Origin of the sequence: Collinsella sp. TF08-11AT (assembly GCF_003437035.1) — a bacterium.
GTDB lineage: Bacteria > Actinomycetota > Coriobacteriia > Coriobacteriales > Coriobacteriaceae > Collinsella.
Map to the genome: position 1 here is coordinate 1 of NZ_QSRL01000020.1, position 23,242 is coordinate 23,242.

General features: G+C 61.2%; 27 protein-coding genes and 1 tRNA gene. 3 read left to right on the forward strand and 25 right to left on the reverse strand.

Annotation, left to right across the window (positions count from 1 at the left end; all coding sequences use genetic code 11):
- The first annotated feature begins 114 nt into the window (after window positions 1-114).
- Both DXC79_RS09500 and DXC79_RS09505 read left to right on the forward strand, forming a co-directional pair.
- Window positions 115-543, forward strand: a complete 429-nt coding sequence (locus tag DXC79_RS09500) for a hypothetical protein (RefSeq protein WP_117636016.1) — start codon at window positions 115-117, stop codon at window positions 541-543.
- Window positions 544-684: 141 nt separating this feature from the next.
- On the forward strand, window positions 685-981 hold the full coding sequence (locus DXC79_RS09505) for a hypothetical protein (RefSeq protein WP_117636017.1): 297 nt from the start codon (window positions 685-687) through the stop codon (window positions 979-981).
- A gap of 12 nt (window positions 982-993) precedes the next feature.
- Here DXC79_RS09505 and DXC79_RS09510 read toward each other — a convergent pair whose 3' ends face one another.
- The 6 genes from DXC79_RS09510 to DXC79_RS09530 all read right to left on the reverse strand — a co-directional run bounded on the left by DXC79_RS09510 (window position 994) and on the right by DXC79_RS09530 (window position 4,267).
- Window positions 994-1,233 carry a hypothetical protein gene (locus tag DXC79_RS09510; RefSeq protein WP_117636018.1) on the reverse strand — a complete coding sequence of 80 codons (240 nt, stop codon included), beginning with the start codon at window positions 1,231-1,233 and terminating at the stop codon, window positions 994-996.
- Between the two features lie 12 nt (window positions 1,234-1,245).
- Complete coding sequence (locus tag DXC79_RS09515) at window positions 1,246-1,650, reverse strand: hypothetical protein (RefSeq protein WP_117636019.1); 405 nt, start codon at window positions 1,648-1,650, stop codon at window positions 1,246-1,248.
- Window positions 1,651-1,679: 29 nt separating this feature from the next.
- Window positions 1,680-1,841, reverse strand: coding sequence for a hypothetical protein (locus DXC79_RS10075; RefSeq protein WP_158551010.1), 162 nt, complete (start codon window positions 1,839-1,841; stop codon window positions 1,680-1,682).
- Between the two features lie 9 nt (window positions 1,842-1,850).
- The gene (locus DXC79_RS09520) at window positions 1,851-2,372 is read right to left on the reverse strand and encodes a hypothetical protein (protein ID WP_128620603.1); all 522 of its coding nucleotides are present in this window, start codon (window positions 2,370-2,372) and stop codon (window positions 1,851-1,853) included.
- Window positions 2,373-2,543: 171 nt separating this feature from the next.
- A complete protein-coding gene (locus DXC79_RS09525) occupies window positions 2,544-2,795 on the reverse strand; it encodes a hypothetical protein (RefSeq protein ID WP_117636021.1) in 252 nt (83 codons plus the stop codon).
- Window positions 2,796-3,022: 227 nt separating this feature from the next.
- Entirely contained in the window at window positions 3,023-4,267 is a 1,245-nt protein-coding gene (locus tag DXC79_RS09530) for a hypothetical protein (RefSeq protein WP_117636022.1), read from the reverse strand.
- A 255-nt stretch (window positions 4,268-4,522) separates the two neighbouring features.
- On the opposite strand from DXC79_RS09530, the gene DXC79_RS09535 reads away from it, so the two are divergent.
- On the forward strand, window positions 4,523-5,476 hold the full coding sequence (locus tag DXC79_RS09535; RefSeq protein WP_117636023.1) for a DUF6273 domain-containing protein: 954 nt from the start codon (window positions 4,523-4,525) through the stop codon (window positions 5,474-5,476).
- A 506-nt stretch (window positions 5,477-5,982) separates the two neighbouring features.
- Here DXC79_RS09535 and DXC79_RS09540 read toward each other — a convergent pair.
- The 19 genes from DXC79_RS09540 to DXC79_RS09630 all read right to left on the reverse strand — a co-directional run bounded on the left by DXC79_RS09540 (window position 5,983) and on the right by DXC79_RS09630 (window position 23,214).
- A tRNA-Pro gene (locus DXC79_RS09540) sits at window positions 5,983-6,059 on the reverse strand.
- 80 nt (window positions 6,060-6,139) lie between these two features.
- A complete protein-coding gene (gene coaBC / locus DXC79_RS09545) occupies window positions 6,140-7,351 on the reverse strand; it encodes a bifunctional phosphopantothenoylcysteine decarboxylase/phosphopantothenate--cysteine ligase CoaBC (protein ID WP_233503099.1) in 1,212 nt (403 codons plus the stop codon).
- Window positions 7,352-7,354: 3 nt separating this feature from the next.
- The gene (locus DXC79_RS09550) at window positions 7,355-8,074 is read right to left on the reverse strand and encodes a zinc ribbon domain-containing protein (RefSeq protein WP_117636024.1); all 720 of its coding nucleotides are present in this window, start codon (window positions 8,072-8,074) and stop codon (window positions 7,355-7,357) included.
- A complete protein-coding gene (locus tag DXC79_RS09555; protein ID WP_117636025.1) occupies window positions 8,071-8,880 on the reverse strand; it encodes a Nif3-like dinuclear metal center hexameric protein in 810 nt (269 codons plus the stop codon). Before DXC79_RS09555 ends, DXC79_RS09550 begins: the two co-directional genes overlap by 4 nt.
- Window positions 8,877-10,055, reverse strand: a complete 1,179-nt coding sequence (locus tag DXC79_RS09560) for a cysteine desulfurase family protein (RefSeq protein WP_117636026.1) — start codon at window positions 10,053-10,055, stop codon at window positions 8,877-8,879. The genes DXC79_RS09555 and DXC79_RS09560 overlap by 4 nt, the downstream gene beginning before the upstream one ends.
- Before the next feature lie 6 nt (window positions 10,056-10,061).
- Window positions 10,062-10,733: a ribulose-phosphate 3-epimerase gene (gene rpe / locus DXC79_RS09565; protein ID WP_117636027.1), complete on the reverse strand. Its 672-nt coding sequence runs from the start codon at window positions 10,731-10,733 to the stop codon at window positions 10,062-10,064.
- Window positions 10,734-10,751: 18 nt separating this feature from the next.
- The gene (locus DXC79_RS09570; RefSeq protein WP_117636028.1) at window positions 10,752-11,759 is read right to left on the reverse strand and encodes an NAD(P)H-dependent glycerol-3-phosphate dehydrogenase; all 1,008 of its coding nucleotides are present in this window, start codon (window positions 11,757-11,759) and stop codon (window positions 10,752-10,754) included.
- Window positions 11,760-11,768: 9 nt separating this feature from the next.
- Window positions 11,769-12,452 (reverse strand): glycerol-3-phosphate 1-O-acyltransferase PlsY, encoded by a 684-nt coding sequence (plsY, locus tag DXC79_RS09575; protein WP_117636029.1) that lies wholly within the window; start codon window positions 12,450-12,452, stop codon window positions 11,769-11,771.
- Window positions 12,445-13,779 (reverse strand): ribosome biogenesis GTPase Der, encoded by a 1,335-nt coding sequence (gene der, locus DXC79_RS09580; protein WP_117636030.1) that lies wholly within the window; start codon window positions 13,777-13,779, stop codon window positions 12,445-12,447. Before der ends, plsY begins: the two co-directional genes overlap by 8 nt.
- Before the next feature lie 10 nt (window positions 13,780-13,789).
- Complete coding sequence (locus DXC79_RS09585) at window positions 13,790-15,232, reverse strand: DUF512 domain-containing protein (RefSeq protein ID WP_117636031.1); 1,443 nt, start codon at window positions 15,230-15,232, stop codon at window positions 13,790-13,792.
- A gap of 2 nt (window positions 15,233-15,234) precedes the next feature.
- Window positions 15,235-16,134 (reverse strand): 4-hydroxy-3-methylbut-2-enyl diphosphate reductase, encoded by a 900-nt coding sequence (gene ispH, locus DXC79_RS09590; RefSeq protein WP_117636032.1) that lies wholly within the window; start codon window positions 16,132-16,134, stop codon window positions 15,235-15,237.
- A gap of 2 nt (window positions 16,135-16,136) precedes the next feature.
- Window positions 16,137-16,865 carry a lysophospholipid acyltransferase family protein gene (locus tag DXC79_RS09595; RefSeq protein WP_117636033.1) on the reverse strand — a complete coding sequence of 243 codons (729 nt, stop codon included), beginning with the start codon at window positions 16,863-16,865 and terminating at the stop codon, window positions 16,137-16,139.
- 3 nt (window positions 16,866-16,868) lie between these two features.
- On the reverse strand, window positions 16,869-17,555 hold the full coding sequence (gene cmk / locus DXC79_RS09600; RefSeq protein WP_117636034.1) for a (d)CMP kinase: 687 nt from the start codon (window positions 17,553-17,555) through the stop codon (window positions 16,869-16,871).
- Window positions 17,556-17,621: 66 nt separating this feature from the next.
- A complete protein-coding gene (locus DXC79_RS09605; protein WP_117636035.1) occupies window positions 17,622-18,593 on the reverse strand; it encodes a pseudouridine synthase in 972 nt (323 codons plus the stop codon).
- Entirely contained in the window at window positions 18,580-19,299 is a 720-nt protein-coding gene (gene scpB, locus DXC79_RS09610) for an SMC-Scp complex subunit ScpB (RefSeq protein WP_117636036.1), read from the reverse strand. The genes DXC79_RS09605 and scpB overlap by 14 nt, the downstream gene beginning before the upstream one ends.
- 11 nt (window positions 19,300-19,310) lie before the next feature.
- On the reverse strand, window positions 19,311-20,123 hold the full coding sequence (locus DXC79_RS09615; protein WP_117636037.1) for a ScpA family protein: 813 nt from the start codon (window positions 20,121-20,123) through the stop codon (window positions 19,311-19,313).
- A gap of 84 nt (window positions 20,124-20,207) precedes the next feature.
- Window positions 20,208-20,891 carry a site-2 protease family protein gene (locus tag DXC79_RS09620; protein WP_117636038.1) on the reverse strand — a complete coding sequence of 228 codons (684 nt, stop codon included), beginning with the start codon at window positions 20,889-20,891 and terminating at the stop codon, window positions 20,208-20,210.
- 9 nt (window positions 20,892-20,900) lie between these two features.
- A complete protein-coding gene (locus tag DXC79_RS09625) occupies window positions 20,901-21,197 on the reverse strand; it encodes a hypothetical protein (protein WP_233503100.1) in 297 nt (98 codons plus the stop codon).
- Window positions 21,184-23,214 carry an ABC-F family ATP-binding cassette domain-containing protein gene (locus DXC79_RS09630; RefSeq protein ID WP_117636039.1) on the reverse strand — a complete coding sequence of 677 codons (2,031 nt, stop codon included), beginning with the start codon at window positions 23,212-23,214 and terminating at the stop codon, window positions 21,184-21,186. The genes DXC79_RS09625 and DXC79_RS09630 overlap by 14 nt, the downstream gene beginning before the upstream one ends.
- Window positions 23,215-23,242: the final 28 nt, after the last annotated feature.

Consider the following 23,242-nt stretch of genomic DNA (forward strand, 5'->3'; position numbering starts at 1 on the left):
ACCTCACCAACTCGTTCTACTTCATCGAGGCCGGCACGCTCGTGGAAAAGATCAAGTCGTCCTCGCAGACGCTCAAGCAGGAATACCTCGATACATACGAAGGAGGTGAATGACATGATAGGCAAGAGCTACGTAAAGATTGTAATTGTTGGCCTTGCAATCGGTCTTGCAATGGTGCTATGTGCATCATTTGCGAGGTATAGGTCCGAGCAGTCGTTCATCGATGGCGCTGAAAATGGGTTTGGCATAGACGGGATGTATGTCGACGATGGCGCGACCAGGACGTCTATGGCGATTCTTGCAGGCGAAGACATGGAATGGCAAATCTGTAATGACGATGGCTCTTGTCTGAGTGGTCGTTTGGGCGCAACGAGCGACCCGAATTCGTTCGATCTTCTCGACAATGATGGAGCGGATTGCGGTTCTGTTCACCTTTCATATGCATCGCGAGATGGGATGGACGGCATCCTCTACGTCTCCCACGAAACTAACGATTTCAAGATGCGCAGAACTAACCGAGCGCCGGCTTTTATCGAGGAGTGAGAATTCCCGGCGGTCTGCCGATCAGGCCGCCGGGGTATCGAACCCCGCATTCATCCGTACACACACGGATGAATGCGGGAAGTGTCCGGATGAAATTGATAATCAAGGAAACAAAGCCGTTCTGCCTGGGACGGCTTTGGCTTGGACTTTAACTACAACATCGCAATCGACACTTATCAGCTCGCGCAACGCGCATGGCCAAATCTCGGACGCTGGTGCATGGAGGACCTTCGAGATTTACTGGACATCCAAAACGACGACGCGCACCGCGTGCTCGCCGACTGCGAAGACGAGATGGCTGTCTACAATGCGATCAGAAACGGCGTGAAGTCCGGAGAGCTTTCTGTGGAACCGCCGCGCCGTCGCGCGAGCCGACCGGGCAACCCGGGCAATCTGGTCCCGGCTCTCCCGGTCGTATTCCTACGATATCGCCCCTAAATCACCAATGTGTCAGATAAAGAATGATGCAATGGTTATGATCAAGCATACGGCGGATGCGACGACTGCGCCTTTTTTCCTCTCCTTTAGTCCGACGAATAGGGTTGCCGTAAAGTAAAGGGCGGAAAGGCAGTCTATGGCAAGCAAAACGAGTTCCTTGGGCGGTTTCAGCAAAAGGTCGCTAGCAAAGAGTAATGCAAGCAGGGCAAAGCCGATTGTGACCAAGTATCTCGATTGATTTTGCGACAGCATGGCAACCTCCTTTTAGAACATGCAAGTGAAACGTCGGCACGATGTCATTGCGGTTGCAAACAAGCCGCCGCCAGGACCGGTTGTCACGAGACCGGCGATAACTTCAGCGGTGCCAGCAAGGTAGGGATCGCGCAGGCAAGCCTCCTCCTTCGCGTTCAGCTTGACCTTGTGAGGGACGGTGCGGTTATTTGCAAATCCGTGAGAATCGCACCACGCCTTGGAATATGAATCCGTGCAGCGTCCGCGCTCAAAAAGGGATATATCGTAATTTTCGTCGTAGTTGTCTCCGACGTAGATCTCGCTGCTCTCGGCGGGAGACCCCTCGTCGGCATAGGCTGCCGCAACGGGCACAAATGGTGTCATGACAAGGGAGAGGCAAAGAGCTGCTGAGACGATGGAGAGCAGGCATTTCTTCATGGCTGGCTCCTTAATCTGGCCTTTGATAGTTACTTGATGTCGCCTCCTTCCGCTTTATATCCGTTGTATTTGGCGTATTTCTTTAATAAGGCAAGAGGTTCTTCCTCTCCTTCGGATAAGCCGATGATGTTTCCTTGATCATCCAGTATGAATACGGACGGAATATGCTCAAGTTCATATTGGTCATACACGGTCTTATCTTAATCTATGTATATGGGAAAGTCTCCTTCATGGACCGAGGCTTCTTCAATTGTGCTGTCCTCGGAAACAGTGAAAAGGTTCTTCCTTAAGGCTGCGAAAATATCAAGTTGTTGCATATCTTCTATGAGAGATTCGCAGTGCTGACACCACGATGCCCAGAACATCAAGATATTTTCCTCATTAGGTTTTAGCTTGTTAAAATAATTCACGTTTCGGCCGAGGCTGAAATTTTGGCCCATTTTAATGGACAAAGATGAGGGATAAGCATCGTGTTGCGGTTTGATATTGACGGCGATTAAGGCGGCGAAACACGTCAGAGTCGCCAGAGTCAGTAAGGCGATAACGCATTTTCTCGGTTTCCAGCTCATGACAGATCCCTCTCTCATGGTGAAACGCATACGTTTTGAAACGCGAGTATATTCGACACCTGACCTGTAGGCGAGATGCGTATCATGTTCGTAAGCCGCACGTCGCTTAGGTTCGACTGTTCGGTTTGAAACGCCTCCGTCGTTATCTATCATGGGGGCTTCAACGACAATGCTCTGAGCGTAACTGCGCCAAGATGGGCCGAATAGTCCGCTCTGCAGCTGGTACTGCGGTATCGCATGGGGCCCGAGCATTAGTCCGACCCAATGCGATACCTGATTTTTTTAACTACCAGTTCAGAGATTGAACCGAATCACAATGGCGCCTTACAGCTTCGGAAGTTCCGCGTCTATCGTAGACAGGACTGGATTGTCGGAAACGCTGGTTTGAAGCCGCTTGTCCGGCAGCGCCGCCACGATCATCGCGGCACTCGCAGGCGTCGCGAACACGATTATGAAGGCCAATTTCAGTCCTTGGTCCTCATATCCCTTGTCCATTGCCGCTTTGACAATAAGCTGCGCTGAAAAATAGCAAGCTATGCCATAGCAAACGATTAAGGCCAAAATGATTAACCACATGTGTATTCCCTTTCAATTCGGAGGCCTCTTAAAACGCAAAGCGCATGGATGCCGTCGATAAAAGCCGATATCTAGTCATCGGGGGTATGGAATTCAGCCGATGCCGACGTCTCCCCCGTGTCGACGAAGGCATGGACGTAGGAACCCCCCATCGACCCGAACCGATCTAAGTTAGAGACGTCTCGGGGTCATCTGTGCGAATATTCACGATATCCTTCGTACTCGCTCTAATTTAGTTCCGAACGCAGCTGGGCGGCATCGCCGTAGCCCGCCTCGACGAGCTCGTCTAGATATTCCAAGCTCAGTAAATCAACGTTGTCATAGTGGTCCTTCACATACTTGTATTCCACCCTTAGGGCGTCGGAGATGCTGCCGGCCTTCTTGTACCACTTGGCAGCCATTTCCAGATCGCCGTCTTTCTCAAGGGCCTCTGCATTGGAAAGTGCGGACTTCACCTCCATCTCCGCCGAGTCGCCGTAGGGGGCAAGCGACTTGAATTCGGTATACGCCTTCCAAAAGTGTCCGCCCTCGTAAAGCGAGGTGGCCTCTCTGTACTTCATCTCGTTTCGTAAGTCTCCGATAGTATTGACCACTAGCGGGCGGCCTGCCGTTAGAAAGAAGATGAAAAGCAAGGCGAGGACCGCGGCGACGCCTAGCAGCTTCTTCCGTCTCTTTTCCGATTTCGGCTCTAGCACGGCCAGCTTTTCCGAGCATTCCTCAGCACGCGCCTCGGCATCCTTCCATCCAAGAACGCTCCCGAAAAGCCTTCTGGCTTCCCTCAGGTTTTCGATTTCCTCCTCGCCTGAAAATAGCGCGTCCGCTTTGTCGTATACGGATTGAGACCATTTATCCGCCGCTTCGCACAGGGATTCTTCGTCTTGCAAGCTCGATAGAATATCTTTATGGCACCCGCACTCGCGACAGGTTTCCCGCCAGACGTTTATGCCGCCGCACGCACACACCCACCATCCCTGATGGAACTGCGCCTTGCCGCCGGCGATTCGACTGTCGGCATGCAGTTCCTTCAGCTGGCGGTCCCTCTCGGTCATCGCCTTCTCGATCATCGAAAGCGGTTCGCGCTCGGGCGCTTCGGCAGGCTCTCCGGTCGAGTGCCACTTCCCTTGCTGGGAGTCGATTTGAAGCAGCTTGATGAAAACGGACTCGACGTCTCCCCTCGGCAGCGCCGTTGCCTTAAGGGCTCCCTGCTCGCATTGCGGCAGGTCTAAGTCTAGTTCCGAAAAGGGGACATAGCCTCTGGACCCATCGGCATAGTCGACATGGGCGATTCCGGAGATGGAGTTCAAGATATCCGCTGAGAGATTCTCGATCTTTATCTGCAGATAAGCCTCAGAGGTGTCGACGTTTCTCGCGACCTGGACGACCGTTACCATCGCCGGGCATCCAGGCTCCCATTTCAGCAGACTCGAATCCCCGGACCAGTCATCCCTGAAGACAACTTTATAGTTACCCAATCACCTTACCTCCTGTATTCGCGGCTTTTGGAACGGCTTAGGCAATAAGACGGTTCCCACCAGCTTTCCAACTCAATTTTACTTACGCTACCTGCGAATTTGTTGAGCAACAAATTTGGATATGCGAGTGGTCGGTTAAGCCGCGCAGGCGTTGGACTAATTATTCTTTGCCGCTGCGGCGAGACCAGCGCAACCTTTTGGGATAGTCCTACGCTCGGCAATGTATCTACAAACCCTGAGCGAAGGGAGCCGCATATGCATGCAGCGGCAATTTCGCCTCGGGGGGGGGTCGCTCGTAGAGCGGCTCAACTCCGAGGCCAAGGACTTATCGAGTACGCCCTGATCATCGCGGTCATCGGCCTGGTGATCGTGTTCGCGGGGCCCGGCGTGGCCGGGGCCATCCGAAACCAGTTCAACCTGGTCGGCAACACGGTGAACAATGGGACGACCGGCGGCATCGAGGGAGGCGCGACCGGTGGCGGCTCCACAGGCGCCGATTCCGTTACCGTCCAGGCGGCCATCGCCAAGGACGCGAATGACTGGACGCTCGATGAGCAGAAGGCCGTGGCCGAGGACATCGCCGCCAAGGGCGAGGCTTCGCCCGCCTACGCCAAAGCCAAGGCCGCGATGGACGCAGGCACGAAGTTCTCCGTCAAGTTGACCAATGGCGAGACGCTCGAGTACCTCATCATCGGCATCAACCACGACGACTTGGCCGATGGAAGCGGCAAGGCGGGCCTGACGTTCGAGGTGACCAACAAAGCCCTAGGTCCCCAACGCATGAGCGTCACGAAAACTAATGCCGGCGGATGGGAGAAGTCAGAGTTGCGTGGCCGCCTCAATTCCGGCGACCTTTGGGCGCTCCTGCCGTCCGAGCTCCAGTCCAAGGCGAAGGCCGTCACTAAGATGACTGACAACAAGGGCGGCGACGGCGCCGGCAACGTCTCTGCCACGACCGACAAGGTCTTCCTCCTCAGCTCGACCGAGGTCTGGGGCGACCTTCAGTCCGACGGTGCTCAGTACGAGTTCTACGCTTCCAAGGGCGTGACAAAGTCGAACTGTGCAGGAGCCGCGGTCGGCGGTTTTCATTGGACTCGCTCCGTGGACCCGAACAGCTCCACGTACTTCCGCTATGTCTATTTCGGTGGTGTCTGTGACATCAACTTAGTGACGGGGAGAAGTTACGTCCAACCCGCATTCTGCTTCTAGGTTCTTACCAAAGCCCGCACAATCCTGTGCGGGCTTTTCTTTTTGCGATATCTGAGACAATTCGTTCTTAACAGCACATGTACTCCAAACAAGAGTGCTTGGGGTGCTAAAAGGCTCTCAGAGCGCCTGCCCCACTTCCCTGCCATTACCATTGTGGTGCCCTCGTATAGAGCACATCCCGCCTGGCATTTCGCTGCAACAGCCCACTTGTCCACCGATCAAGTGAACTACTGGATTAAATACAGCGACACGCTTGTTCGTTACAGTCGCTATATCTGTGTAAATCGCGGCGATAAATACAGCCTGTACTCGGCTGTATACCGGTTGCGCGTATGCAGATTCATATCGCGTTAATAAATCGGCTCATGCGTATGCAAAACGCGCAAGTAGCCGCAAAAGGCGATTATCGCGTAGGTAGATTTTTGGCACCCTGTTGCTTAATCAAAATTAAGCAATTGCTTAAAACAAAAAAAGGTCAGGCACTAGGTGCCTGACCTGCAAACTTCTGGTCGGGACGACTGGATTCGAACCAGCGACCCCTTGACCCCCAGTCAAGTGCGCTACCAAGCTGCGCCACGTCCCGAAGCTTTTGTTTGTTGCTCTGCTCTCGCTCGCAACAAGGAGTATATTAACCCGAAACTTTGCCCTTGTGCAAGAACTTTTTTACAAATTTTGAAGCAAGTCCAAAATTGTATCTGCGAGCTGGGGTTTTGTTAGTACGGGAAGTTCTTGCGTGCCCGCTGTGCTTACAATCCAGGCCTTATTGGTGTCGGTCCCAAAGCCCGAATCTGCACGCGAGACATCGTTAGCGATAATGGCATCGCAGCCCTTGCGGGTCAATTTGCGCTCGGCGTACTCGACGACGTTATCGGTCTCAGCCGCAAAGCCGATCACGCGGCGATCGCCCTTTTGGCGTGAGAGCTCGGCCAAGATGTCAACGGTCTCGACGAGCTCGATTCGATCCAGGCGCTCGTTGGCCTTTTTGAGCTTGTGGTCCGCCGGGGCCGCGGGCGTGTAGTCGGCGACGGCGGCGGCGCAAATGGCCGCGTCGGCCGTCTGGAAGGCGCTCAGCGCTGCCTGGAGCATCTCTGAGGCGGTCTGTACGCGCGCGCACTCCACGCCGCGGGGAACGTCGAGCGATGTCGGTCCCAGAACGAGCGTGACGGCGGCACCGCGGCGCGTGGCCTCCCCCGCCAGAGCGATACCCATCTTGCCCGATGAACGGTTGCCGATATAACGCACGGGGTCGATCGGTTCGTGCGTGGGGCCGGCGGTGATCACGATGCGCTTGTCCGCAAGGTCCTGGGGTACCGGGTCGAGCACCTCGCAGACGGCCTCGACGATGTCCTCGGGCTCGCTCATGCGTCCCGTGTCCACATCGCCGCAGGCAAGGTAGCCGCTACCCGGACCCACAACTTGGACACCGCGGTCGCGCAGCGTGGCCATATTGGCCTGGGTTGCCGGCGCCTTCCACATGCCATTGTTCATGGCCGGCGCGATCACAATGGGTCGCGGCGTGGCGAGTAGCGTCGTAGAAATCAGGTCATCGGCAATGCCGTTGGCCATCTTGGCGATGATATTGGCCGTCGCGGGCGCCACGACCACCAGATCGGGCTCCTGAGCCAGTGAAATGTGGTGGATGGGGTCGGAGGGGTCGTCGAACAGGCCCACGGCGACGGGCTCGTTGGTGAGCGCACGGAAGGTGAGCGGGCCCACAAACTCGGTGGCATGCTCGCTCATAACGACCTTGACACGTGCGCCGCGCTTTTGCAGCAGGCGCACGATATTGCACGACTTATAGGCAGCGATCCCGCCGGTAATACCCAGCAGGATCGTTTTTCCCTCAAGCTGCATTGAATTGTTGGGTGCCGCCATCGTTTACGCTTCCTTGCCCGGGAGCACCAGCAGGCGGTGGCAGTACGGGCAGTGCGTAATCTCACTACCGTCGTGGCTGAGGTCGCTCATGGACGAAGCCTGCAGCGCGGTGTGGCAGACCGTAGGGATGTTACCCTGGATGGTCTCAACAGCCAGGCCGCGGAACTGTTTGAGCAGGCGCTCGTAGTCGGTGAGCACGTCGGTCGGCAGCGTAGCGGCAAGGGCGGTGCGCTCCTTGGTGGCGGCGTCAATCTGAGCCTGCAGGTCGGCGGCCTTGGCGCGGGCGGCCTTGGTATCGGCCTTCACGCCCTCCTCGAACTTGGCGATGATGGCCTGCGCGCGAGTCTCGCGGTCGAGCGCCTCCTTATGGGCGACAACGACGTCCTTGCGGGTGTGCTCGATCTTGTCCAGGCGCTTGGCCAGGGTGGCAAGCTCGTTCTCCAGGTCCTGCACCTCGCGGTAGTCGGAACCGTCGACGTGACGTTTCTTGGCGGCCTCGATGGCGTTGTTGGTCTGAATCTCGGTGGTGTTGAGATCGTCGAGCTCAATGTCCAGGTCCTTGCGCTGGGCGTAGAGCTTGGTCATCTCGGACTTGAGCTTCACATAGGTCTTGCGCTTGGAAGCGAGCTCCTTGAGCTCCGGCATATTGGCAAGTTCGCTCTTGTTGCGGGCGAGCTCCAAATCGATCTGTTGCAGCTTGAGTAGCGTAGCGCCGGCGCTCATAAGTTCTCTCCTTTTGTCACAGTCCACCATTGGCAAGGGTTCAGTATTTTAATCGCATGACGGGGGTCGACCCCGGCGTCAACTGCAGAGTTCATCAATATATCAACGAACGGCTCCTCGGAGTGGTCGTGGCCGAGCAAGATCACTGGCAGCCCGCGCAAGGCAAGGTCTTGCGCCACGTGGTAGCCCGCCTCGCCCGTCACGATGACATCCGCACCGGCGGCGATGGCAAGCTCTCCGAAGTCACCCAGCGAACCGCCCAAAATTGCGATGGTTCGGCACGGGTGATCGGCCTCGCCCCACACGCGCGGGTCGCTGCCATAGGCTGTGGCGGCACGGTTGGCGAGATCGCGCAGGCTGTAGACGTCGTGGAGGGTCGCGAGTGCGCCCAGACCGGTGAGCTCAGGCTCGCCCACATGCTCCAGCGAGCTCATGGGCTCAGCGCCCAGCAACTCACTCAGGCGAACGCGCACCTCGTGCGATCGGTCCAGGTTGGTGTGAAGCGAGATGATGCTCACGCCGCAACGAGCTGCCTCGTACAACACAGCGCTGCATTGGGGACGCGATATATCCGCCGGGCAAAACGCGTCGGGCGCCTTGATATAAATGGGATGATGCGTCAGCAGCACGTTGGCGCCGGCCTCGAGAGCACGGTGCACGTTGGCCTCGGTAGCGTCAAGTGCACAGGCAACACCGGTGATCTCAGCGGCGGGATCTCCCACAGATAAACCAACATGATCCCAACCCTCGGCGTCCGTCTTGGGATAGCGTGCCAGCAGGGCGCGCTCAAGGTCGGCGACGATCATGCGGCACCCACGATCGACAGCAGCGTCTGGGCAAAGTTGTCCAGGTCGGAAGGGTTCACGCGGTCATCAAACGAGATGCGCAGTGCGCCCAGCGCCTGCTCGCGACCAATGCCCATGGCGCTGAGCACGTGGCTCGGGTCCATGCTGCCGCTCGAGCAAGCTGATCCGGCCGATACCTCAAACCCGGCGGCATCGAGCTTGATGATGAGCTCTTCGGAGTCCATGCCGTCAACGTAGATTGAAACCATGCCTGGCAGACGATCTGCCTGCGCGTAGTCGCCCATCGTGGCGTGAATGCGAGGATGGGCCGTAAGCGTGGCATAGAGATTATCGGACAGGGCCTGCAGTGTCGCTCGCTCCTGGGCCACGTGGGGCGCCAGCGTGTGGGCGGCAGCGGCAAAAGCCAGCTGCGTGCGCAGATCCTGCGTACCGGCGCGACGTCCTGCTTCCTGTCCACCGCCAAAGATGCGCGGACGCAGCGGCGTGCGGTTCTTAAGGTAGAGCGCACCGGATGCCACGGGGCCGCCAATCTTGTGCGCGGCAACGGTCATGGCATCGACGCCCAGCTCGGTGACATCGAGCGGAATATGCAAGTAGCCCTGGATGGCATCGGTGTGAAACAAGGCACCGGCAGCATGTGCGGCGGCGGCCAGCTCGCGGATAGGCTGCACCACGCCGCTCTCGTTGTTGGCGACCATAATGCTCACGAGCGCCACGTCGTCGCCGAGCAGCTCGACAAGCGTGGCGGGCTCAATGTAGCCCGCGCGGCAGGGCTGCACCAGGTCGACGGTAAAGCCGGCGGCACGCAGCAGCGGCAGGTTGTCCAGAATCGAATCGTGCTCGATGGCCGAAACGATTACACGATCGCGCTTGCGATCGCGCTGACGAGCGCCCTCGGCAAGACCGAGCAGCGCCAGCTGGTTGGCCTCGGTGCCGCCGTTGGTAAGGACAATCTCGGACGGGCGAACGCGCGCGCCAAAGCTGCGGGCGATCTCGCGACGCGCCACTTCTAGGCGTGCGGCGGCCTTGCGGCCAAGCGAGTGCAACGAGTTGGGGTTGACGCCGGCGAGCTCGCTGTCGTCATATTCGCGCTGCGCAAGGAGCGCCTCGGCGCGCATGGGCGTCGAGGCGGCATAGTCAAGATTCACGGGTATGCGGTTTTGACCTGCGGTCATAAGGATTTATGCCTCCTGTGCGGCCTCATTGCCCAGCTTCTGCAGCAGCGCAACCTCGGCGGCGGGATCTTGGGACTTAAATACGGCGGAGCCGGCTACGAGCACGTTGGCGCCGGCCTTAACGACCTCGGCGATGTTCTTGGAAGAGATACCGCCATCGACCTCGATCAGCGGCGACACGCCGTGGCGCTCACACATGGCCGTAAGCTCGTGCAGCTTTGCAATGGTGCCCGGGATAAAGCTCTGGCCGCCAAAGCCAGGGTTCACGCTCATGAGCAGTACCATGTCGACAACGTCGATGATGCTTTCGAGCACGCAGACGGGCGTGGCGGGGTTGAGCACCACACCGGCCTTGACGCCGCGCTGCTGCAGATGGGTGAGCGTGCGGTGCAGGTGCGTGGAAGCCTCGTAGTGCACGGTGATCATGTCGGCACCGGCGTCGGCGTACCAATCGACCGTCTCGTCGGGGTTCGACACCATCAGGTGCGCGTCGACCGGCACATCGGTGGAGCGCTTGACGGCCTTAAGGATGTCAACGCCAAAGGTCAGGTTGCCGGTAAAGTGACCGTCCATGACGTCGAAGTGCACGTAGTCGGCACCGGCGATCTTGTCGAGCTCGCCCTTGAGGTTGGCCATGTCGGCCGAAAGGACGGACGGAGCGATTTTGATGGAACCCATGGTAGTAGCCTTTCTGCGCTAGTCGGCGAGTCCATAGAACTCTTGGGAGGGGACGCGGTCGGTAAGGATCTCGAGCGCCCTATCCAAAGTAACACCGTTGTAGAGCGTTTGCTCCACGGCAAAGGTGAGCGGAATGTCTACGCCCAGTGAACGGGCGAGCTCGCTCACGCTGCGGGCCGCGACGGCACCCTCGACCACCATGTGCGTGCGTGCCTGGTACTCGTCGAGCGACACGCCACGAGCGAACTCGTAGCCAAAGGTGCGGTTGCGCGAATGCTCGGAGGTGCAGGTGGCGATAAGGTCACCCATGCCGGCAAGCCCCATGCAGGTCATGGCCTGGCCGCCGCGGGCGTGAACCAGGCGGCTGATCTCGGCCAGGCCGCGCGTCATGATGAGGGCAAGCGTGTTATCGCCCGCACCCGAGCCGGCGGAGATGCCGCACACGATGGCGATGACGTTTTTCATGGCGCCGCAGACCTCGACGCCCGTCATATCCTGCGACAGGTAGATGCGGAAGGCCGTGGAAAGCAGCAGCTCCTTAAAGGTCTCCCCTACCTGTTGGTCTTTGCTGGCGATGACGGCGGCCGAAAGCCCGCCGCGGCAGATTTCCTCGGCATGGTTGGGGCCCGAGAGCGCCGCCACGCGCGCCTCGTTGCCGATCTCGCTGGCGATGACCTCGCTCATGAGTAGGCCGGACTCGGGCTCGATGCCCTTGGTGAGGCACAGAACCGGGGTGTCGGCGGCGATAAAGGGCGCGGCCTGGTGGCACACGCTGCGAAGGTGCGTGGAGGGCACGGCAAAGATGATCGCATCGGAACCGTCGAGCGCCTGGGCCAAGCCCGTCGTGGCGACAACGTTTTCCGGCAGCACGTAGTCCACCAGATAGCGGGGATTACGGTGCTCGCCGTTAATGCCGGCGGCCGTCTGCTCGCTATGGGCCCACATGGTCACGCGCTCGGCGCGCGCGGCGGCAAGGCCGGCGACGGCGGTTCCCCAGGAGCCTGAGCCAATCAGCGCAACATTCATGACTCTCTCCTACTTATCGTCGGGCTCGGTGACGCGCTTGGTAAACGAGAGCTTGGACTCCTTACCGGCCATGAGCTTTTGGATATTCGAGCGATGGGCCCACACCACGGTGATGCCGATCATCGCCATGCAAAACTTGAGTCCCAGGCTGCTGTACGGAAAGACCGCACAAGCGGCGATGGGAAGACCGATGGCGGCGGCAAGCGAGCCCACCGACACGTACTTGGTGATGGCGACGGCCACGATAAACATGCCCAACAGCGACAGGCCAATAGGCCAGTACCAAGCGAGGATGACGCCCAGACCAACTGCGATACCCTTGCCGCCATGGAAGTTGAGATAGGGAGAAAAGATGTGTCCCCACACGGCAGCGAGGCAAATGACGCCGAGCATCCAGTCGCCGGGGGCTCCAGGCGCCATGATGTTCTGCGGAAAACCATAGCCAAGATCGGCGATGAGCGGACGGGCGATAAGGACGCAGATGGCGCCCTTAAAGCAGTCGAGCAGCAGCGTGAGCGCGGCCACCTTGGGGCCGGCCACGCGCAGCGCGTTGGTGGTGCCGATATTGCCGGAGCCCGCCTTGCGAATGTCCGTGTGGTTGAACACGCGGCCCAAGATCAGGCCAAACGGAATCGCTCCGATAAAGAACGAGACCACGGCGCAGATGGCGGTCAGCAGAATCGGATTATGCATCCTTTTGCTCCTTCTTCCTAAAGAAGAGTCGGATGGGCGTGCCGGCAAAGTCGAAGGTCGAGCGCATGCGGTTCTCGACGTAGCGCTGGTAGGTGTCGTTGACCAGGTCACTGTGGTTGACGAAGAACGTAAACGTCGGCGGGTTGACGCCCGTCTGGGTCACGTAGTGCATGCGCAGGCGGCGCTTGCCGTCCACTACGGTGTGGCCAAACTCGCGCAGGTCGGTGAGGAACGTATTGAGGCGCGAGGTGCTGATCTTTTGCGAACGCGTCTTCTCGGCAGCGTCGACCATGGCCCAGATCTTCTCCACGCTGCGGCCGGTCAGGGCAGAGATGCGCAGGTACTGGGCCCAGGGAGCCATGACGCCCAGACGGCGGTCGACGGTCTCCATGCAGGCCTCGCGCTTGCGGTCGTCGTCGAGCAGATCCCACTTGTTGAGCAGCACGACGATGGCGCAGCCGCGCTCAATGGCCAAGCCCATGACCTTCTGGTCCTGCTCGGTAACGCCCACGGAGGCGTCGACGACGAGCAGTGCCACGTCGGCGCGATCGATGGCGCGCAGGCCGCGGACCATGGAGTAGTACTCAATGTTCTCGTACACGGTGCTCTTCTTGCGAATGCCCGCGGTGTCGACCATGCGGTAGTGCTTGCCGTCGCGCTCGACGACGGTATCGATGGCGTCGCGCGTGGTGCCGGCAATGTTGGACACGATGGAGCGGTCGGCGCCCAGAATGCGGTTGAACAGCGAAGACTTACCGGCATTGGGGCGGCCGATGATGGCGACGTTCAGGGCGTCGGGGAACTCGTCGGCGACCTCATCCTCTTCCTCGGGGAGCAGAGCCACGATGTCATCGAGCAGGTCGCCCGTGCCATGGCCGTGTAGGGCCGAGAGCGGCGTGGGCTCACCGATTCCGAGCGAATAGAACTCCCAGATGTTGTCGTTCTCGCGATCGGGATTGTCGAGCTTGTTCACCAGCAGAAAGACCGGCTTGTCCGAGCGCTTGAGCATGCGGGCGACCGACTCGTCCTCCTCGGTGACGCCAGTGCGGCCGTCGACCACAAACAGGATGACGGCCGCTTCCTCGGCGGCGGCGAGGGCCTGGTCGCGGATGGACGTGGCAAAGACGTCATCGCTCTTGAGCGGCTCGATGCCGCCCGTGTCGACGATGGTGAACTCGCGGCCGTTCCAATCGGCCGTGTGGTATGAGCGGTCGCGCGTGACGCCGCGGGACTCGTGGACGATGGCGTCCGAGGTCTGGGCCAGGCGGTTAACGAGCGTGGACTTGCCCACGTTGGGGCGACCGACGACGGCGACGATAGGTTTCATCTGCTCTCCTTTAATGGGTAGGGTCAGCGGAATTAGTAGAGTCGGCAGGCACAATGCCAAGGATGTGCTCCAGGGTATCGAGCAGCTCATGCGGCATGGTTGACACCACATGAACCTCGGCGCCGCGACTGGTAAGGCTTGCGAGTAAATCGTCACGATGATACTCGTCAAGCGTCATGCCGTCAGCGTTGAACATGAGCTTAGGCACAAAGAGCATAACCCCCGACAGATCTTGCGGCAGCTGCTCCAGGATATCGCTCGCGACGATGAGGCCGGTCACGTCCACGTTGCCGCCAAAGTAGCGGTTTTTGATGGCGGTGACGGTGCCGGCGAGGCCGTGCGGCGATTCCACAAAGCGCGCGACCGTATCGCGCGCACTGGCGCCCGAGAGGCACAGCAAGCGCTGGCCACGGGCGGCGATTCCCTCGCGAACGCGGGTCAGGCGCTCGGCATCGGCGGCGAGCACGTTGTCGGTCTCGTCCAGATAGGAGCGGATCATGCCGATGCCGTCATAGTACTGCGGGTAGCCGTCGTAAAAGTCTGCCTCGGGCGGCTCGATGCCGGCGTCCAGATAGAACTCGTCGCTCATCTGGAAGGTGTGGCGGCCAAAGCGCTCGAAGGCACGGTCCTGGAAAGGCCGGATCATGGCAATGGTTTCGCGTGCGAGCTCGGGCTTGTCACTGTAGGACCAGCTAAAACGGTTCTGATGTTTGGTAAAGCCCAGCGGCACAATGCCCAGGCTGGTGATCTGCTCGTGCTCCTCGCAGTAACGCAGGGTCTTTTCCAGCTCCTCGCCGTCGTTCATACCGGGGCACAGCACGATCTGCGCGTGAATCTCGATGCCGGCGGCCATGATGGCCTCGAGTACGTCCATGCCGCGCTGGGCGTTGCGGCCCATCATGCGGCGGCGAACGTCGGGGCTCACGGCGTGGACCGACACGTTCATCGGACTCATGTTGCGATCGATAACGTTTTGCACGTCCTCGTCGGAAAGGTTCGTGAGCGTGACAAAGTTACCCTGCAAAAAGCTCAGGCGGTAGTCGTCGTCGCGAATGTAGAGCGTGGAGCGACCGCCCTTGGGCAGCATGGTCATAAAGCAGAACACGCAGGCGTTGACGCAGGTGCGCATGCCGTCAAAGATGGGGCCGTCGAACTCAAGGCCCCAGTCCTCTCCCGGGAAGCGGTCGAGCTCCACGGGGGTGACAGTGTCGTCGCGCGGATCGAATACCTCCAGCTCGACGGTGTCGTCGTCTGCCTCCCAGAGCCATACGATCATGTCAGTGAGTTGCTCGCCGTTGACCGTGAGCACGCGCATGCCCGGCTCGATACCCACATCCCATGCGGGCGACTCGGGACGCACGTTCTTTACGAGCGCGCCCTCACCCGGCTCGGGGTCGCGGCTGCGCCCGTAATCGGCCACCTCGGCGGCGTATGCGGGTACGGTCTGGTCCATGATTAGCGGCAAAGCTCCTTGATACGCTCTACGGCGCGTTCGATGTGTTCTTGCGGGGTGGAGGCTCCGGCAGTGATGCCAATGTGGCGCGCGTTGGCAAACCACGCGGCCTGGAGCTCCGAAGCTTCCTCGATGTGATGCGTGTGCTCACAGGCATCAGCGCAGATCTGTGCCAGGCGACGCGTGTTGCCCGAATTTTTGCCGCCCACGACGACCATGCAGTCGCAGCGGTTGGCGAGGGTTGCGGCTGCCTGCTGGCGCTCGCTCGTGGCTGCGCAAATGGTGTTGATCACACGCAGTTCCTGCACGCGCGGGGTGATGGAGGCCACAACCTCGGCCAGGTTCTGCGCGGTCTGGGTGGTCTGCACAACCAGACCCACCTTGCCCTTGAGTGGCAGCGCGTCCGCATCGGCGGCACAGCTCACGACCTGTGCGTCATCACCAGCATGGCCAAGAATGCCCTCGACCTCGGGGTGACCCGGCTCTCCCACGACGATCACGCGGTAGCCCTCGCGCACCAGACGCTCGGCCGCCACGTGGACCTTCTTTACGTAGGTGCAGGTGGCGTCGACCACATCGAGGCCGCGCTCGCGAGCGGCATCGATGACCTGCGGCACCACGCCGTGCGCGCGGATGATCACGGTGCCCGACGCGGCGTCGTCCAAGGTCTCGGCCAGACCGACGCCTGACTCGGCGAGCTCGCGCACCACGATGGGGTTATGGATGAGCGGACCCAAGGTATGGACCTGATTGCACTCCCCTGCCTGCGGCGCAGCGGCCAGCGCCATATCGAGCGCACGCTGTACGCCGTAGCAAGTGCCGGCGTGGGCGGCGATCTCGATGTTAGGCGCGCCGTCCTGGTCGGACGCAGTCGCGGCTGTGTTCGTCACGTTCTCGCTCATGGCTAGAACCTGCCCGGATGCTCGGCGCACAACTCGTCGCGCATCTTATATACACGGTTCATGGCCTCGGACTCAAACCAGGCCAGGCGCTCCGTGCGCTTAAGCCCGGCCGGCGCGTCCGAAAGCGAGACGGCCTTGCCGGCACGAATCCAGCATTTCTTAGGACGCATGAGCTTTTTGCCCGCGGGCGTGATGTCGGACCAGCCGCAGATGGCGAGCGGGTTGACGGGCGCCTTGCCCATCTGGGCGATGAGCGCAAAACCGCCGTGGACCTCGGGCTTGATCTCGCGCGAGCGGATGCGCGTGCCCTCGGGGAAGATCAGGACGTCCTCGCCGCGCTGTAGCGCATGCTGGGCGGCGCGCAGGCACTTCATATCGGCAGTACCGCGCTCTACGGGGATGCCGCCCACGCGGCTAAAGGCCCAGCGTACAATCTTGCTCTTCGCGAACTCGGACTTAAAGATGGGGCGGATGCGGCGGCCGCCAAAGAACAGCGCCGTCTCCACGGCCAAGAGCTCGGCCATCGAGGTGTGGTTGCAGATGACCACGCTACCGCGACCTTCCTGGCGCTCAAACAGCAGGTCGGCGTCCTCGACCTTCCAGCGCCACATGAGCTTGGAGAAGGCCCATAGAATAGCCATGACCACCACGACGACGGCGCGGATGAGCGCAGGGAACTCGGCGTAGGGGGCGTTGTAGTAATCCTCGGGCGTCTGCTTAAACAGGCGCATGAGTTACCTCCTTTGGTTGATGAGGTCCTCGATAATGCGTACGACCTCGTCGATGGTGTGGGCGGTGGAGTCGACGTGCACGGCGTCCTCGGCGGGCACGAGCGGTGCGACCTCGCGGCTGCTGTCGAGTTTATCGCGCTGCTTGAGGGCGTCGAGGGTTTCGTCGACCTCGGCCTCGAGCTGCTCGGCAGTAAGCGGCTGGGCGTCGTTTTGGTGGCGCTGCAGCACGCGGCGGCGGGCGCGCTCACGCGGGTCGGCGGTCAGGAACACCTTGACCTGCGCGTTGGGAAATACGACGGTGCCGATGTCGCGACCCTCGGCCACGATATCGCGGTCCTCGGCGGCGCGGCGCTGGTGAATGAGCATGGCGGCGCGCACGCCCGGGTAGGCCGAGACCTTGGATACGTTGGCGTCGACCTGCGGGGTACGGATGGCGGCCGAAGCGTCCTGGCCGTCAATGGTCAGGCGCGTGTCCTCGCCGGTACCATTGGTAAAGCGAATCTCGATCTGCTCGGCGAGGGCGTCGATGGCCGCCTCGTCGTCCAGGTCGATACCGCGGTCGAGCGCGGCGAAGGTGACGGCGCGATACATGGCGCCCGTGTCGAGCTTGTTAAAGCCCAGCTGGCGGGCGATCTCCTTGGCGATGGTGGACTTGCCGGAACCGGCGGGGCCGTCGATGGCGACGATCATGCAATACTTCCTTTCGGTGGTTGACGTGCTGGTATGGTTCGCGGGCGTCGGGGCGCGGCGGATTGCTTAGCCCGTGTAGCGCTCGCGGTAGGTGTTGCGCTTGGGCGCGGAGCCGTGGCTGCCGTGGTGGCGCGTGCGGCTCGCGGTGTTGGTCGCCGGCGCGGTGCCGCGCTTGGATGCGGCCTGCTTGGGCGGGGTGCCGCCGGCCTTGAGGATCTGCACTTCGCGCTCGGTGAGCTCGCGCCACGAGCCCTTGGACACGTCCTTGAGTTCCAGGCCGGCGAAGTTGCAGCGATGCAGGCGAATCACCGGGTGGTGGATCTTGCTCAGCATGCGCTTGACCTGGTTCTTGCGGCCCTCGCGGATGATGACCTCCACGGCGGTGGTGCCGGGCTTTACGCCCCGCGGAGCCACGGCCTCGGCTTCGCGCGCGTTGATGACGCGGCAGATCGCCGGCTGGCACAGGCCGTCGTCGAGCTCGATGCCGCGGCGGAGCGGTCCCAAGTCGCGATCGGTCAGGTGGCCGTCCACGAGCGCCTGGTAGGTCTTGTAGACGTGCTTGCTGGGGTGCAGCAGGTCTTGCGACAGGTCGCCGTCGGTGGTAAAGAGCAGAAGGCCCGTGGTGTCGCGGTCCAGGCGACCCACCGGAAAGAGCCCCGGAAAACGGTCGCGCGGGACCAGGTCGGCCACGCAAGGGCGCTCCTGGGGATCACTCATGGTGGTGAGGTAGCCGGTCGGCTTGTAGAGCATTAGGTACACGGCACCCTGGTTGAGCTTGACAGGCATGCCGTCGACCTCGATATGGTCGCGGTCGACGTCGACCTTGGTCCCCAGCTCGGTTGCGACCTGGCCGTTGACGGTCACGCGGCCAGCGGTCATCAGGTCCTCCGAGCCGCGACGGCTCGCCACGCCCGCGCGCGCCAAAAAGCGCTGCAGGCGCATGGTGTGCGGGTAGACGGGCTGGGTGCCGCCTGTGGGCGCCGTAGCGCCCGCGACGCGTGCGGTGCGCGTCTCCCCTGCTTCGTTAGTCCTCGTCATGCAAATCCTCCGAGGTGTCACCGGTGGGCAGAAGCTCTGCGTCATCGGTGTCCTCAACATCGGTATCGAGCAGTTCGCGCTCTTCGTCCAGGTCTTCGGCCTGCTCCTCAAGCGTGGACTGAATGCTGCGGCCGCTCAGACGCTCGCGGATAAACTGGCGCGACTGCTCGTCGGGGGCAAACTGTTCCAGATCGGGCAGGTCGCGAGTGGAGCGCAGGCCGAACTTTTCCAAGAAAGCGTTGGTCGTGCCGTAGATGATGGCCTGACCGCGCTCGGGGTCGCGACCGAGCTCGCGCACCAGACCCTTGTCCACGAGCGACGCGATGACGCCGTCGGAGTTGACGCCGCGGATGCCCTTGACCACCTCGCGCGTGACGGGCTGGTGGTAGGCGATGACGGCCAGGGTCTCGAGCGCCGCCTGCGACAGTTTTTGTGTGTCCCAGCTCAGCACGTAGGCCTCGACCACGTCGTGGTAGGCGGGGTGCGTAAACAGGCGCCAGCCACCAGCGACCTCGCGCAGCTGAAAGCCGCGATTGGCCTCCTCGTACTCAACCTTAAGCTCGGCCAACAGCGACGCGCACTCGCCGGGGGCAATATCCAGCGCACTTGCCAGCGCGGGTGCGCTCACGGGGTCGCTCGAGACCAGCAGCAGCGCCTCGAGGGCGCCTTTGAGGCTGTTTGCCTCCAGCGTTGAAAGGGTTGACATGGTTGCCGCTCCTATTCGGTGAGCTCGGGGTCCTCGCCGGGCACGTAAGCCTCGGCGCCCTCGACTCGGTTGATGCAGATGGTTCCAAAGATCTCGTCCTGGCTCAGCGTGAGCGAGCCGCGTTTGGCGAGCTCGAGCATGGCCAGGAAGGTGACGACGAGCTGCTCGGTGGTGGCGTCGCCGTCCAGCAGCTCGCGGAAGGTGCAGGTTTGGTGTGCCATGGTAAAGCGGTCGACCGAGGCCACCGTCAGGTCGAGCGGCACGCGATGCGGCGCCACGTGCTCGGCCTCCAGCAGGAAGGTCTGGCGCTTGCCGTCCAGGTCGGCACAGATGACGGCGAGGCCGCGCAGGGTGATGCCGGCCAGATAGTCGGGCATTAGGCCCAAAAACTCCGGGTCGGGACCGGCCACACGCGGGTGCATACGGCTTTCGGCCTGCATGCGGGCACCGAGGGCCGCCGCCGCGCCCTTAAACTGCTTGTAGGCAATCAGGCGCTGGATCAGGACCTCGCGCAAGGCGTCGCCGTCGAGCGCGCTGAGTTCCTCGAGGTCTTCATCGAACTCGTCATCGTCGTCATCGACTTTGCGCGGGGCCTCATGCGGCACCAGCGAGGCGGCCTTGATGTCCAAAAGGGTTGCCGCAACCAGCAAAAAGTCGCTCGCCACGTCTAGGTCCAGCGCCTCGATGCGCTCGGCCTCGGCAAGGTACTGTTCGGCCACCTCGCTGATCGAGATAGCGCCGATATCTACTTTTTGGCGAGTAACCAGCTGCAGCAGCAGGTCGAACGGTCCGCTGTAGACCTGCGTCGACACGCGATACGACATCTTCGACCTCCTTTGACGGCGCCTTCTCGGCGCGGTTTGGGTGCATGTTACGACCGTTTTGCACGGTCGACCTGTAAGTTTACCTTAGATGCCGGCGATTGCGAAGTTGAGCAGCTGCTCAGCAAGCGGATACACGGTAACGTCGAAATAGCGGCCGATCACGTCGATGCCGGTCCACATGGGCAACAGGTACAGAACCAGGATGAGGATGGGCATAGCGTATTTCTGCAGACGGTAATAGTTGTTGAGCGCCTTGCCTTTGAGGAACGGTACGATGATCGACGAGCCGTCGAGCGGCGGGATCGGGATGAGGTTGAAGAACGCGAGCGACAGGTTGACCACGATAAAGGTGGCGCCGAAGTTCATGACCTGGGACGCCACGGCAAAGGACATGCTGGCGTAGAGGTTGCCGTACATTGCGTGCATGAGGGCGGCCGCGAGGCACGCGAGCGCGATGTTCGATGCGGGGCCGGCTGCGCTCACCAGAACCTCGTCACGCTTGGGGTGCTTGAGGTTGTTAAGGTAGACGGGCACGGGCTTGGCGAAGGCGAACACCGGGCCGCCGGCCGCGAGCATGAGCAGCGGCAGGATGATGGTGCCAAACGGGTCGATATGGTTAAGCGGGTTGAGCGACACGCGGCCGCGCGAACGGGCCGTCTTGTCGCCGAGCGCCCAGGCCGCGGCGGCGTGTGCGCTCTCGTGGATCACGATGCCCACGATGACGGCGACGGCGCTGGCGAGCAGGTTCATGAGGTAGCTGCTGGACATGGCGCTCCCCTAGCGGACGCGACGCGAGGCGCGCGTGAGCAGGTAGTCGATCACAAACAGGATCACGGCGACGATGGCGTAATCCAGGCGGAACACGCCGCCAAATGGCGACGTGATGACGCCGTAGCCGGCGATGACGCTCGGCAGCGCGCGCGAAAGCTCAACGACAAAGCCGACGATCTGCAGCTTGGCGGTGAGGCCGCTAAAGCACAGCAGCACGGTCATCGCGCCCATAAAGATGCCGCAGATGCGACAGGCGATGGCGATGATGCTCATCGCCACGGCGGCGGCTTTACGAGAGTTCACGCGCGGTCTCCTCTTCGATCTGGGTGGAAAGCTCCAGCCATTCGTCCTCGAGCTTGGGCAGCTCTTGCTTAAGGCCGTTATATTCCCCCAGCGCGGCGTTGAACTTGTCTTGATCGGCATAAAGCTCTTCGCTTGCCATCAATTCCATAAGCTCGTCATAGCGGGCACGCTTTTTGTCGAGCTCCGTCTCGATCTTCTTGAGCTGGTTGCGCACGTCCTTGAGCTTTTTGTTGAGCGCAGCGCGGGCCTGGGCCTCGGCGCGCTTTTGCTCCTTGGTCTTTTTACCCTCGGCCGGCTTGGGGGCGGCGGGCGCATCGGACTGGGCCGCGGTGACCTTAGCGGACTTGGTCGCGGCCGGTGCACTCTCCCCCGCCGCCTCGGCGGCGGCGCGGGCTGCGAGGTCCTCGCGCTTGTAGAGATAGTAGTCGTAGTCGCCGTCATAGACCGTGACCTTGCCGTCGCGGATGTCGATGACGCGGTTGGCAACGGCGCGCACCAGGTGCTCGTCGTGGCTGATCAGCACGATGGTGCCAGGGAAGTTTTGCAGGGCGTTCTCGAGCATGTCCACCGAGTCGATGTCTAGGTGGTTGGTGGGCTCGTCCAGGCACAGGAGCGCCTCGGGGGCCACGAGCATCTTGGCGAGTGCCAGACGCGCCTTTTCTCCGCCGGAGAGGACGCGTACCTGCTTCTCGATGGAGTCGTTGTCGCTAAACAGGAAGGCGCCCAGCAGGCTGCGCTGCTGCGGCACGGTCCACTTGGGCGTGACGGTGTCGATCTCTTGCAGGACGGTGTTGGACTCGGTCATGCCTTCGAGTGCGTGCTGGGCGTAGTAGGCTACGCCGACGTTGGTGCCCAGGTCCCGGGTGCCGGTGGTGGGCGGCTCCAGGCCGGCGAGGATCTTCATGAGCGTGGACTTGCCGGCGCCGTTGGGGCCGACGAGCGCCACATGCTCGCCGCGGTAGAGCTTGAGGTCGATGTCGCTGTAGATGTGCTTGTCGCCGTAGGACTTGGATACGCCCTCGAGGCCGACGACCATGTCGCCGGAGCGCGGCGGGTCGGGGAACTTGAAGTCGATGTGCTTGTGGCCCTCGGGCAGGATGACGAGCTCCTTTTTGATCTGCTCGATCTTGCGGATGCGCTCCTGCGCCTGGGCGGCCTTGGTGGGCTTATAGCGGAACTTGTCGACGAAGACCTGCATGTGGGCGATGTCGCGCTCCTGGGCGGCGCGCTTGGCGCGCATCTGCTCCAGGTTGTCCTCGCGCTGCTTGAGGTAGCTGCTGTAGTTGCCGGTGTAGGTGGTCACGCGGCGGTTCTCGAGGGCGGCGACGTGGTCGACGCAGGCGTCCATGAAGGCGCGGTCGTGGCTGACGATGAGGACGGCGCCGTCGTAGTTGGCGATAAAGCCGCGCAGCCACTGGACGCTCTCGAGGTCCAGGTGATTGGTGGGCTCGTCCAGCAGCAGCAGGTCGGGGTGGCGCAGGAAAAGCTTTGCCAGCGCGATACGCATCTGCCAGCCGCCGGAGAACTCGGAGCACGGGCGCTCAAAGTCAGTGACCTTAAAGCCCAGGCCGGACAGGATCTTGCGGGCGTTGCTCTCGAGCTCGTAGCCGCCCAGGTGTTCAAAGCGGTCTTGGACCTGGCCGTACTCGTTAAGGAGTGCGTCGACGTCCTTGCCCTGCTCGGAGAGCTCGGTGATCTGGGCCTGCAGCTCGTTGGCGCGCTCGCCCATGCGGCGGATTTCCTTGGCGGCGGCCATGACCTCGGCTAGGATGGTGGTGTCCTTTTGCTCTAGGTTGGTTTCTTGCTCTAGATAGCCCACGTGGCAGTCCTTGGCGTACTGGACCTGGCCGGCATCTGGACTGTCGATGCCCATGATGATTTTGAGCATGGTGGTTTTGCCGGCGCCGTTGGGTCCCACGAGCGCAAAACGCTCGCCGGGGTTGATCTGGAAGGACGCGCCGCTAAAGAGGACGCGCGCGCCGAAGCTTTTTTCGATCTTGTCGACCAGGAGGATCATGGTGCCGCCTTTGACCTTGTGTGCCTAT